Origin of the sequence: Bradyrhizobium sp. BEA-2-5 (genome assembly GCF_032918025.1) — a bacterium.
Classification (GTDB): domain Bacteria; phylum Pseudomonadota; class Alphaproteobacteria; order Rhizobiales; family Xanthobacteraceae; genus Bradyrhizobium; species Bradyrhizobium pachyrhizi.
This window is the reverse complement of record NZ_CP136629.1, coordinates 2,242,013-2,253,813: the sequence shown is the minus strand read 5'-3', so window position 1 is coordinate 2,253,813 and position 11,801 is coordinate 2,242,013. Positions and strand designations below refer to the sequence as shown.

Genomic DNA, 11,801 nt, shown 5'->3' with positions numbered 1-11,801 from the left:
GCGAGGGTTAGAACGACAGCGACGACACGACCCGCACCTTCTGGCTCGGATCGAGTTTCTGCACGCCGAGGGCGACCACCTTGGCGCCATCGTCGACGCCGCCGGAGATGACGACGTTGTTGCTCTCATAGGCCTTCACCTTGACCGGCTTCAGCGCGATGTCGCCCTTGTCGTCGACGATGTAGAGCGAGGGATCGCCGCCCTGGCTGTACAGCGCCGACAGCGGCAACTTGGCGACGCGCTCGCTCGCCTTGTCGGACAGCGTCAGCGTCGCGGTCATGCCGAGCGCGACCTTGTCGTCCGCCTCAGGCAGCGAGAACTTTGCCAGATAGGTGCGCGTGGCCGGGTCGGCCGCCGGCGCGATCTCACGCAGCTTGGCCGCATACTTCTTGGCATCCGACCACAGCGTCACCGTGGCTACGCCCGACCTGGCACGAGCAAGAAGCGTCTCAGGGATCGCGACGACCGCTTCCTTTTCGGCAAAGCGGGCGACACGGATCGAGGCCTGGCCCGCGGCAACCACCTGGCCGGGCTCGATCAGCGTTGCGGTGACGACGCCTCGGGCGTCGGCGTTGAGCGTCGCGTAGGAAAGGGAATTCTTGGTCAGTTCGACCGAGCGCTCGGCCCGGTTCAGGCGCGCACGGGCCTCGTCGGCGGCGGCGCGACTCGAATCCAGTTGCGCATCGGTGGTCCAGCCCTTGGCCTTCAGGTCCTTGGCGCGCTGCTCGGCGGCGGCGGCCTGGGCCAGCACACCGGTCGCGGCAGTCTGCTCGGCGACGGCCTGCTCGGCCTGGAGCTTCAGGTCGATCTCGTCGAGGGTGGCCAATGGCTGGCCGACTTCGACGGTCTGGCCGACCTCGACCAGCCGCTTGGCCACCTTGCCGGCGACCCGAAAGCCCATATCGGCTTCGATACGGGGCTTGATGGTGCCGACAAAGCTGCGCTCAGGGGTTTCAGCTTCATAATGGACGGTCGCTACCAGAACGGGGCGTCCCGGATCGGCGTTTTCGGCCGCCTTTTCATTGCAGCCGGTCAGCGCGAACACCGCGAAAGCCAATGATGCTCCCGTCAAGAGCCTGTAATAGCTCGAGAAAACGGAACGAACGAACATCTGAAATCTCCATCGGGCTGACGACTGATGAAGAGTATCGATTTATCACTGATAAATGTCAATATTCGTCAGTGATAACCAATTCGTGAGGACGGGGTCGGAATCGGGCTCCTCCAACCGATACCGCGACTTTCGTTTCAGCCTTTTACGGTTGCGGAAGCGCCAGCATGCGAGGCTGCGGCCATGTCATGGATCCTTGCCCTTGGTTACGCCGGCTTCTTGATCTGGTTCGTCGGCAGAGCGCGCGAACGCGCGGCTGAACACGCCGCGACTGGAATGCTGCGTTCGCCGCTCTATTGGTCCGGCGCGGGGCTCATCGGCATGCTGGTGATGCTGGCGCTTTCCGAGCGCTACGCCCTGACACAGGGCGGCATCCTGATGTGGACGTGGCTGGCAACGCTCGGCACCACGCTGGTCGCGATCTTCTTCGTCCGGCGCGCGCTGAAGTGGCGCTATCCGGTCTAAGCATTCAAGAACTGTCCTACGCAGGCGCCACGGCTACTTCGCGCCGGCGAACTCGGTCTTGGTTTTGTGGCTGCCGAGGAAAACCAGCAGGCCCGCCGCGAGCGGCAGCAGCGACAGCACCAGCAGGCCGGTCGACGTGCTGCCGGTGGCTTCCTTGACCCAGCCGATCAAATAGGGGCCGCCGAAACCGGCGAGATTGCCGATCGAGTTGATCAGGGCGATCGCGCCGGCCGCCGCCGTCCCGGACAGCCAGGCGGTCGGCAACGTCCAGAACACGCCGAAGCAGCAGAACACGCCGATCGCGGCGACCGTCAGCGCCACCATCGTCAGGACCGGATCGGTGATGTAGCTGGAGACGGCGAGCGCCAGCGCAGTGAGCAGCAGCGGGGCGCCGACATGCATGACGCGCTCGCGGCTCGCATCCGAATGCCGCGCCCACAGGACCATGGCGATGGTGCCGAACAAATACGGAATCGCGGTGACGAAGCCGGTCTGCGCGTTGGTGAGGCCGAACGCCTTGACGATCTGCGGCAGCCAGAACTGCATGCCATAGAGCGCGCCGACGAAGCCGAAATAGATCAGGCTGAGTGCAATCACCTTCGGTGACGACAGCGCTTCGCCCAGCGAGAAGTGCTTCACTGCCTGCTTTGCCGCGATCTCCGAGTCGAGCTTCGCCTTCAGCCAGGCCTTCTGCTCGGCCGAGAGCCAGTCCGCCTTCTCCGGTCTGTCGGTGAGATAGAACCAGGTGACGATGCCGAGCAGCACGGAAGGAATGCCCTCGATGATGAACAGCCACTGCCACCCCTTCAGCCCCATCATGCCGTCGAGCCCGAGCAGCAGGCCCGAGATCGGCGCGCCGATCACGGTCGAGACCGGAACGGCGATGGCGAAGGCCGCGAGGAAGCGGGCGCGATATTGGGCCGGATACCAGTAGGTGAGATAGAGGATGATGCCGGGGAAGAAGCCGGCCTCGGCGACGCCGAGCAGGAAGCGCAGCGCATAGAAGCTGTGCTCGTCATAGACCGCCGCCATCAACGCTGAGATGATGCCCCAGGTCACCATGATGCGGGCGATCCAGCGGCTCGCGCCGAATTTTTCCAGCGCAAGGTTGCTCGGCACCTCGAAGATGAAATAGCCGATGAAGAAGATGCCGGCGCCCCAGGAGAAGATCAGCGGGGTGAACTTCAGCTCCGCATTCATGGTCAGCGCGGCAAAGCCGAGATTGACGCGGTCGAGATAAGAGAAGAAGTAGGCCAGCACCAGGAACGGAATCAGGCGCCAGGAGATGGCGCGGATGGTCGAGGTCTCGATGTCGCTGCGGGCGCCGCGATCAGGCGCGATGGTTGCTGTCTGGCTCATGAGCTTTCCCCGGGTGTTGCTTGCCGTGAGGATTATTGGCTGGCTCCGCTTTGAGCAATGGCAAAAACTCATAGCTCACAGCGCAAACCGGAACCGAGGCTGTGGTCGATCTCTCCCCAAACTCGTCATGCCCGGCCTTGTGCCGGGCATCCACGTCTTGTTATCCGCGTGAGAAAGACGTGGGTGGCCGGGACAAGCCCGGCCATGACGGCGTAGCGGAGCTAGTCCGCGAGCTGGAAGCGCTCGAAGCGGTCGAGCTCTTCCTCGATGCGCCGCTTGAGCTCCTTGCGTGCCGCCTGCTTGTTGCCGTTGCCGACCCAGCTCCATTTCTGCATCAGCAGCTTCTTGTTCTGCCGGTCGGTCTTGAGGTCGAGGGCGGCGACGATGTCGTCGCCGACCAGCACCGGCAGCGCGAAATAGCCGAACAGGCGCTTCTCCTTCGGCACATAGGCCTCGAAACGGTGGCCGTAGCCGAAGAACAGCTCGGTGCGCTTCCGCTGGATGATCAGCGGATCGAACGGCGAGAGGATGTGAACCAGGGTGGGATCACCCTCGCCGGTTGCCTCCAGCACCTCGGGCCGCGCCCAATGCTCCTGCTTGCCGGCGCCTTCCAGCGCGACCTGGACCAGTTCCTTGCGGCGCAGGCGCGCCTCGATCAGGCTGCGGACCGGCTTCTTGCTCGGCGCGTCGAGATAGCAGATCGAATCGAGACTGACCACGCCCTGCGCGCGCAGCGCGCGGTCGAGCAGATAGGCCGTGATCTCCCTTGCCGATGCCGGCCTCGGCAGCTTGTCCCAGCCGAAATGACGGTTCATCAGCTCATAGGTCTTGAGCATGCCCTGGCGCTCGCTGATGGTGACGGCGCCGGTATAGAAGGCGAGTTGCAACGCGCGCTTCGACGGCTTGCGGCTCTGCCAGAGGTGCTCCTTTTCGACGAGCACGTCGTCCTCGATGTCGCGGATCGTCAGCGGGCCGGCGCGCAGCAGTCGCATCACCTTGCGCGTGTCGGCCGGCTTCACCGAGCCGAACCATCTGTGTCCCTCGCGCTTGTGCGCCTTCATCGCCGGCAGGAAGATGCCGATGTCCTTGGACGGAATGTAGGACAGCGCGTGCGTCCAGTACTCGAACACGCTCTTGTCACGGCTCTGCGCCTGCTTGAGGTCGGCGCGGCGGTAGTCCGGAATGCGGGTGAACAGGATGTGGTGATGGCAGCGCTCGATGACGTTGATGGTGTCGATCTGCACATAGCCGAGATGAGCGACGGCGGCCGCGACCGCCGACGCCCCCTCGCCGAACGGCACCTGGGTATCGAGCCGCTGCGCGCGCAGCCAGATATGGCGGGCGGCAGCATTGTTCAACGAAAGGGGTTCGGCGGCGCGGGACATTGCCCCAGCAATGTAGTGAGATTCGCGCTGCTGTGGAGAGCCGCGCGGCGGAAATCAGCTCCGCATCATTCGGAGCGGCTACGTCGATCCGACGACCCGCCGCAACCACGCAACGTCCCCGATCGCCGCCGCGAGCGCGGCGCTTTCTCCACGGAAGATGCGGGACGAATGACCGCCGACCGGAAACCAGCCACTACCATCTTCGACGTCCCGCCGATATTCCTCGAAGCCGATGCTGCCGTCCGGGCGAAGGAAGATATCGACGCAGCGCGAGGCAGCTTCGTCATTGATCGAGCGGAGGACGCGATTGACGTTGGCCATGATGTCCTCGCTTCCTGCCTGCCTTCCTAACGCAAGGCAGGGCGGCACACTCAACCGTGACCCAGATCACATTCCGAGGTTTGAACCCGTCCTAGTCTCCCAGCATCAAAACGACAGCAAGCCGGATTGGCTAGCCCGACATTTGAGGACGAAAACCATGACCCGCTCTTTTTCCTTGTCTTTTCTGACAATCGGCGCCGCGCTGTCGATGACGGCGGGCGTCGCACTGGCCGGCAGCGAGGCCGTGCCGGCCGCACAGATTCTCAATGCGCTGAAGCCGAAGTCGGCCACCCGCGGCCTTTCCGCCGGCACGCAGGTCGACCTCGCGGCTTCCGCCAAGGAGGCAAGCTTCCTCAACACCGTCCGCAACCGGCAGACCCGTTCGTTGTCGCGCGTTGAACGCCAGCAGATCGCCGAGCTCGCGGCGACCAAGCCGAAGATCGATCTGGAGATCCAGTTCGACTACAACTCGGCCGACATCGCCAAGACCTCGACCCAGGCGGTGCAGGCGCTCGGCAAGGCGCTGTCCGATCCGGCGCTGAAGGGCTCGACCTTCGTGGTCGCCGGTCACACCGACGCGACCGGCGGCGAAGCCTACAACCAGGACCTGTCGGAGCGTCGCGCCGACACCATCAAGAAATATCTGGTCGAGCATTACGGCCTGAACGGCTCGGATCTCGTCACCGTCGGCTACGGCAAGACCCGGCCGAAGGACCCGAGCGCGCCGATGGACCCGAGCAATCGACGCGTGCAGGTCGTCAACATGGATACCAAGACCGCGTCGCAGTAATCTCCCGCCGCCTCGATCCGCCTGCCGCGCCCGGCAGGCGGATCACTCTACTTCAAAGACCGTCATATCCAGCCCTGAAACAGCATCAACCGGTTGAACGTCGCCATCGACGTCTCGATGACAGCGGCCGTGACCGGCAGCATCGCAACAAACCCTGCACATCCAACCGCGACGAACGCCCACAGCAGCCAACGCGGCGCCCCCTTGCGCGTCAAGGCGTAGACCAGCACGAAGCTCGCGGTGGTTGCCGCCGGCAGATAGTAATAGATGAAACCGAGCGTGCGCGGCAGCAGCGCCCAGGCGAGATACGGGCCGAGGTAGAACGCCAGCACGAGAAATGCATCACGGCCGCGCCCGATGATCCAGTCGCGCAGCGCAATGATCAGCGCGATCAACGCCGGCCACAGCACCAGCGGGTTGCCGAGGAGCACGATCGCGGCGAACCTGTCATCGCCGACCTTGTCGAACAGGAACCACACCGGGCGCGCGAGCAACGGCCAGGACGGCCATGCGCTCATATAGGTGTGGCCGGCGATGGCCGTCGTGGTGTTGTCGGCGAAGATCCGCCGCTGCGCCTCGATGATATCCGTGAACGAGAGGCCGTAGAGCGGCACGAAGGTCGCGAGATAGACGGCCGCCGGGATCAGCACGAAACAGACGATGAAGTGAGGAAGACGAAAATCCGGCCATAGCTCCGGCTGATACCAATCCTCCGCATTGCCGTCGGCAAAGCGCGTGCGCCAGCCCTGCATCAGGCGGATCGCAACCACGATCGCGATGCAGGTCGCGAGCACGAACAGCCCGCTCCATTTGCAGGCACTGGCAAGCCCCGCGAAGAGCCCCGCCAGCGCAAAGGCGGATTGCGGCTGCTTTTGCCTGAAGCCGTGGACGAAAGCCGCGATGGCGAACAGGCCGAAGGCGAGCGCGAAAATATCCAGCATCGCGATCCGCGACTGCACGAACAGCATCTGGTTGAAGAAGGCGAGCAGCACGGCAGCGATCGCGCGTTGCTGCGACGCGAACAGCGCAAGCCCGCCGAGATAGACGCCGACCAGCGCCAGCGCACCGAACAGCGCCGCGGGATAGCGCCATCCGAGCGGCCCGTCGCCGAATGCCTTGATCGAGAGGGCGATGATCTCCTTGGCGAGCGGCGGATGCATCGGGTTGAGGATCGGGCCCTCGCGCACCGGCAACAGCATCTGCCGCGCCGCCGGCACATAGTGCACCTCATCGAAATAGAGCTTGTCGGGCGCCGTGATCCCGAGCAGGAGCACGACATGGGCGACGATGAAGATGATGGCAGCGGCGATCGCCGTGCGCGCGGCGCGACGTCGTGGAACAAAATGCGAATTGGATACGATGTTCAAAGGGCAAGCACGGTGCGAGGGGAACGCAGCTTGCGACAAATATACGATATCAGCGGCATCCGCGATCCGTCGCCACGGTCATGTGACGGAACCATCGTGCCCATACAGTCATGCCCCGCTTCATGCGGGGCATCCAGTACGCCGCGGCCTCTCGGCCGAGCCCGAAATCTCTGGAATGCTGGATCGCCCGGTCCCGTCTACGCCAAGGCTTCGACGAGGCGACGAATCCCCGGCTCGCCGAAGCTTTAGCGAAGGCGGCGAGCCGGGCGATGCCAGCGAAGTCCTTACCTCACGCTGCGGACTTGCCCTCATAGGCGCGGCGCAGGCCTTCGATATCGAGCTTGATCATCCCGAGCACGGCCTGCATCACGCGCGCGGCAGCGGCGGCGTCGGGCCCGCCGAGATATTGGCGGACCACTGCCGGCACGATCTGCCAGGCGACGCCGTAGCGATCGCGCAGCCAGCCACACTGCTCGGCGGTGCCACCAGCCGCGAGCAACGCGTCCCACAGGCGGTCGACCTCGGCCTGGTCGACACAGTCGATCGCGAACGAGACCGCGTGGGTATGCTCCATCCTCATCCCGCCGTTCAGCGCCATGAAGCGCTGACCGGCGAGCGTGAATTCGACCAGCAGCACCGTGCCGGCCTTTCCGCCGGGGCTGTCAATGACGTTCTTCTGGACGGTCTCGATCCGCGAACCGGGCAGCAGCGAGACGTAGAGGTTCGCGGCCTCCTCGGCCTCGCCGTTGAACCACAGGCAGGGAGATACCTTGGACATGCTTGAGCTCCTCGTGATGGCGGGATGCGATCAGGCGGTCGCCGCGGCGGACTGCGCCTTCATCGCCGCCTCGACGTCCATCCACATCACTTCCCAGATGTGGCCGTCGGGATCCTCGAAGCTGCGGCCGTACATGAAGCTGTAATCCTGCTTCGGAGATGGATCAGCGTTGCCGCCCGCACCCGTTGCCTTGGTGACATAGCCGTCGACCGCGTCGCGGCTGCCGGCGGACAGGCAGATCAGCACCTCGCTTGTGGTTTTGGTGTCGGCAATTTTCTTCGGGGTGAACTCGCGGAACTTGTCGTGCGTCAGCAGCATGACGTGAATGGTCTCGGAGATGACCATGCAGGACGCGGTATGATCGGAAAACTGCGCGTTCTTGGTCGCGCCGATCGCCTCGTAGAAGGCGGTCGCGTGGACGAGATTGCTGACCGGCAGGTTGACGAAGATCATTGTCGGCTGGGCCATGAGGTGCTCCTGTTGGCGGGGTTGTGCCCCGAGGACGAACCGCATGACCGGCTCCCGACATCGCCGTGCCGATTTTTTCTTGCGGCGTCCTGCCGCAGGGTGACGTCAGGTCACAATCGGTGTCGGCATGGTCAGGAATGCCCGCGTCACATGCCAGAACAGCTCCCGATTGGTGGCAAGCGCCACCGAATGGGCGGTGCCGGGCAGGATGATGAACTGCCGGTCGCCGTTCGGCAGCTTGTTGAAGAACTCCTCGAGGTCCGGAACAGCGGCGATGCCGTCATATTCGCCGCGGACCAGCAGCACCGGCGCCAGCACCCTCTCCGGATGCACGACCGGCAAATTGGCGGTCATGTCGAGATAGGTGCCGGTCGGGATCTGGTCGCCGAACTGCATCTCGACGTCGGCAAGCACCTCGACCACGGCGGGGTCCGACGTGCCGGGCCTGTCGCGGGTCGCGATCGAACGGATCATGTCGCGGTCGCGCCTGCGCATGTTGTGGCTGCGATAATAGGCGAGCTGCTCGGCGCGCTTTGCCAGCGTCGGCGAGCCCTCGCCCTTGTAGGTGAAGGCCGCGAACACCAGCCGGTCGATGCGTTCGGGCGCCGCCATTGCGAAAGCGCCGGCCCGCAACGCGCCGGAGGATTCGCCGACGAAGTGATATCGCCGCTGCCCGGTCTCACGCGCGATCACCTCGACCGCGGCCTTCAGATCCTCGACGCCGCTCGCAATATCCGCATTGCCCGACGTGCGGCCGGACTTGCCGTAGTTCTCGTGGTCCATGGTCCAGCAATCGAAGCCGTAGCGGGCAAATGTGTTCAGCAGCGAATACTCGCCCTTGCCCGGCACCGTGAGGTCGAACACCCTTGATGTCACCGACGAGCCGTGGACGAAGAACACCACTGGCCGCCCCGGCTCGCCCGGCTTCGGCGCACCGATCCGCTTGCGGAACATCCACAAGGGGATGTCGCCCTTCTTCGCCCAGTATTCGTTGCTCCATATTTCTCCTTCGGCAGGAACCGCGGTCGCGGCTTGCGCCGACGCTGCGCCGAACACGCCGGCCGCCGTTGCAATGCCGATGCCTTTGATCATGCTGCGCCGCGAATGGTCAGATGACATCATGGTTCGCTCCCTTCCGGATTTCTTCGTCCGATCCGGTGCGATCGAGCATAGCAGCGGGCAAAGCAGCCCGCGCGACGCCGGCTTCTCACGGCGGCAAATAGGATGCACGATTTTGTGAACGCGGCTTCCGGCCAACGGCGCGGACGACGGACGGACTTGGTCCTAGTCTCCGCGGCGATCCGACCGGAAAAATCCGGCGAGAAGCGGGAGCGAAGAATGAGCAGCAATCTCACCGACGAAGAACTTGCCGCCTTGATGCCCTCCGAACTGTGCCAGCACCAGACGCCGATCCCGACCCAGATCGTCTCCAGCGACGAATTCTATCCCGACCCGCAGAACGAACGTCAGCGCGAGGTCGAGGCGCGGCTGCTCGCGATGGCCGACGATCTCGGCGGCAAGCAGGGCTTCGACCGCCGCAAATTCTTCCAGACAGCGGCCGGCATGGCCGCCTCCTTCGTCGCGATGAACCAGGTTTACGGGGAGCTCTTCGCCGTGACGCCGGCGGAGGCCGCGACACCCGCGATGGCGCAGGAGCGCGCCAGCGCCCTGAAAGACCAGTTCATCATGGACATGCACACGCATTTCCTGCGCGACGACACGCGCATCATGGGCTTTGTGGAAATGCGCAAGGCGGTCGGCAAGGCCGGCTGGAACACGGAGCTCAACGATCACGAGCAGACCATCGAGGATCTCAAATTCAACAACTACAAGAAGGAGATGTTTCTCGATTCCGACACCAAGATCGCGCTGATCTCCTCGGCGCCGTCGGATATCGAGCAGGACTGGTTCCTGACCAACGAGCAGATGGCCGACGCGCGCAAGAAAATGAACGACGAGGCCGGTTCGCGGCGGGTGTTCTGCCACGCCATCTTCACGCCCGGGCAGCCCGGCTGGCTCGACAAGCTCGACGCCGCATTGGCGCTGAAGCCGGAATCCTGCAAGGGCTACACGATCGGCGACAACACCCACAAGGAGATCAGCCGCTACCCTTGGCGGCTGGACGACGAGAAGGTCGCCTACAAGGGTTATGAGAAGATGGTGAAGGCGGGCATCAAGAACGTCTGCGTCCACAAGGGACTGTTTCCGCCCGGGATCGAGAAGCAGTATCCGAATCTGCGCGGCTTCGCCGACGTTGCCGATGTCGGAAAGGCCGCCAAGGACTGGCCGCAGCTCAACTTCATCATCTACCACTCGGCCTATCGCCATGTCGGCGGCGACCCGAAGGTCGCGCTCGCCGAGTTCGAGCGCACCGGCCGCATCGCCTGGACCTCGGATCTCGCCGACATCCCGGCGCAGTATGGCGTCAACAATGTCTATGGCGACGTCGGGCAATTGTTCGCGACCACGCTGGTCGCCGAGCCCAATGTCTGCGCCGCGCTGATGGGTACCCTGATCAAGGGGCTCGGCGCCGACCACGTCTGCTGGGGCACCGATGCGCTATGGACCGGCGCGCCGCAATGGCAAATCGAGGGCCTGCGGCGGCTGGAAATCCCGGAGATGATGCAGAAGAAGTTCGGCTATGCACCGCTCGGCCCCGCCGACGGGCCGGTGAAGACGGCGATCTTCGGCGACAACAACGCCCGGCTCTACAACATCCAGCCGAAGCGCGCGATGCTCGACCTCAAGGGCGATCGCTTTGCGATGATGAAGGCGCAGTACGAGAAGGCCGGCGTCGAGCCGTCGAACACGCGTTACGGCTATGTGGTGCCGAACGGTGTGATCGATCACCGGGTGTTTGCCTGAGCCCGTCGTTCCGGGGCGACGCGCGAGCGTCGAACCCGGAACCTCGAGATTCCCCGATGCGCAATTGCGCATCTGAGGTTCGACGCTGCCGCGTCGCCCCGGAATGACGGCGTCACCTCCCCGTAAACCTCGGCTTGCGCTTTTCGCTGAACGCCCTGGCGCCTTCCTTGAGGTCCTCGCTGTCCTTGATGGCGTCGAGCTGCCGGCGCACCTCCGCGACCGTCTCCAGCGGCCCCTTCGGCATCGCGTCACGCGCGAGTTTCTTCAGCGCCTGCACCACCAGCGGCGCGTTGCCCGCGATCTTGGCCGCCAGCTCCTGCGCCGCCGCAAGGTGCTGCCCCGGCGGCGTGATCCGATTGACGAAGCCGATCTGGTAGGCCCGCTCGGCCGAGAGCTCCTCGCCGACGAGCAGGAACTCCATCGCGATCTTGTGCGGCATGCGCGCCAGCACCGAGGAGACGCCGCCGCCGGTGGTGCCGATCTTGGCTTCCGGATAGACGAACCGCGTCGTTTCCGAGGCGACGCAGATGTCGGCCATCTGCACCAGAACGAAGCCGCCGCCCACCACCCAGCCCGACGTCGCCGCGATCACCGGCTTGTCGAGCTCGACACCGAGCCCGGGCACCGCCTGCCACATATTGGCAGGGAAATCCCTGACGTCGGCGCCGACACAGAAATACTTCTCCTCGGCCGAGGCCAGCACCGCGACGCGGTCATCGCTGTCGCGAAAGCGCCGCCAGGCTTGCTGCAATTCGTCGCACAGCGCGTTGTTGAGCGCGTTGTGCGAGGAGACACGGTCCATCGTGATGGTCGCGATGTGGTCGGCGCTCTCGTAACGCACGAGCGTCATGCTGGCCTCCTCCCCTGGACTGTCATTCCGGGGCACGCGAAG

The 11,801-nt window shown here is 64.4% G+C and carries 12 protein-coding genes; 3 read left to right on the top strand and 9 right to left on the bottom strand.

Going from position 1 to position 11,801, the window contains the following annotated elements; all coding sequences use genetic code 11:
• Nucleotides 1-7: 7 nt before the first annotated feature.
• Nucleotides 8-1,111, bottom strand: coding sequence for an efflux RND transporter periplasmic adaptor subunit (locus RX327_RS10515; protein WP_317250191.1), 1,104 nt, complete (start codon nucleotides 1,109-1,111; stop codon nucleotides 8-10).
• 183 nt (nucleotides 1,112-1,294) lie between these two features.
• Here RX327_RS10515 and RX327_RS10510 point away from each other — a divergent pair, with 183 nt between their 5' ends.
• A complete protein-coding gene (locus RX327_RS10510) occupies nucleotides 1,295-1,576 on the top strand; it encodes a hypothetical protein (RefSeq protein WP_028333229.1) in 282 nt (93 codons plus the stop codon).
• Nucleotides 1,577-1,609: 33 nt separating this feature from the next.
• Here the strand turns inward: RX327_RS10510 and RX327_RS10505 are convergent, their stop codons facing one another.
• The 3 genes from RX327_RS10505 to RX327_RS10495 all read right to left on the bottom strand — a co-directional run bounded on the left by RX327_RS10505 (nucleotide 1,610) and on the right by RX327_RS10495 (nucleotide 4,641).
• Nucleotides 1,610-2,935, bottom strand: a complete 1,326-nt coding sequence (locus tag RX327_RS10505; RefSeq protein ID WP_317250190.1) for an MFS transporter — start codon at nucleotides 2,933-2,935, stop codon at nucleotides 1,610-1,612.
• Between the two features lie 221 nt (nucleotides 2,936-3,156).
• On the bottom strand, nucleotides 3,157-4,320 hold the full coding sequence (locus tag RX327_RS10500) for a winged helix DNA-binding domain-containing protein (RefSeq protein ID WP_317250189.1): 1,164 nt from the start codon (nucleotides 4,318-4,320) through the stop codon (nucleotides 3,157-3,159).
• Nucleotides 4,321-4,398: 78 nt separating this feature from the next.
• On the bottom strand, nucleotides 4,399-4,641 hold the full coding sequence (locus tag RX327_RS10495; protein ID WP_050387403.1) for a hypothetical protein: 243 nt from the start codon (nucleotides 4,639-4,641) through the stop codon (nucleotides 4,399-4,401).
• A 157-nt stretch (nucleotides 4,642-4,798) separates the two neighbouring features.
• On the opposite strand from RX327_RS10495, the gene RX327_RS10490 reads away from it, so the two are divergent.
• Nucleotides 4,799-5,431 carry an OmpA family protein gene (locus RX327_RS10490; protein WP_317250188.1) on the top strand — a complete coding sequence of 211 codons (633 nt, stop codon included), beginning with the start codon at nucleotides 4,799-4,801 and terminating at the stop codon, nucleotides 5,429-5,431.
• A 62-nt stretch (nucleotides 5,432-5,493) separates the two neighbouring features.
• Here RX327_RS10490 and RX327_RS10485 read toward each other — a convergent pair whose 3' ends face one another.
• From RX327_RS10485 to RX327_RS10470, 4 genes are all read right to left on the bottom strand, one after another.
• A complete protein-coding gene (locus RX327_RS10485) occupies nucleotides 5,494-6,798 on the bottom strand; it encodes a phospholipid carrier-dependent glycosyltransferase (RefSeq protein WP_317250187.1) in 1,305 nt (434 codons plus the stop codon).
• A gap of 289 nt (nucleotides 6,799-7,087) precedes the next feature.
• The gene (locus RX327_RS10480) at nucleotides 7,088-7,576 is read right to left on the bottom strand and encodes a VOC family protein (protein ID WP_028333235.1); all 489 of its coding nucleotides are present in this window, start codon (nucleotides 7,574-7,576) and stop codon (nucleotides 7,088-7,090) included.
• Between the two features lie 30 nt (nucleotides 7,577-7,606).
• Nucleotides 7,607-8,044: a VOC family protein gene (locus tag RX327_RS10475; protein WP_317250186.1), complete on the bottom strand. Its 438-nt coding sequence runs from the start codon at nucleotides 8,042-8,044 to the stop codon at nucleotides 7,607-7,609.
• Nucleotides 8,045-8,149: 105 nt separating this feature from the next.
• The gene (locus tag RX327_RS10470) at nucleotides 8,150-9,166 is read right to left on the bottom strand and encodes an alpha/beta hydrolase (protein ID WP_050387407.1); all 1,017 of its coding nucleotides are present in this window, start codon (nucleotides 9,164-9,166) and stop codon (nucleotides 8,150-8,152) included.
• 216 nt (nucleotides 9,167-9,382) lie between these two features.
• Here RX327_RS10470 and RX327_RS10465 point away from each other — a divergent pair, with 216 nt between their 5' ends.
• On the top strand, nucleotides 9,383-10,909 hold the full coding sequence (locus RX327_RS10465) for an amidohydrolase family protein (RefSeq protein ID WP_317250185.1): 1,527 nt from the start codon (nucleotides 9,383-9,385) through the stop codon (nucleotides 10,907-10,909).
• A 112-nt stretch (nucleotides 10,910-11,021) separates the two neighbouring features.
• Here the strand turns inward: RX327_RS10465 and RX327_RS10460 are convergent, their stop codons facing one another.
• Complete coding sequence (locus tag RX327_RS10460) at nucleotides 11,022-11,759, bottom strand: enoyl-CoA hydratase/isomerase family protein (RefSeq protein ID WP_050387408.1); 738 nt, start codon at nucleotides 11,757-11,759, stop codon at nucleotides 11,022-11,024.
• Nucleotides 11,760-11,801 lie beyond the last annotated feature (42 nt).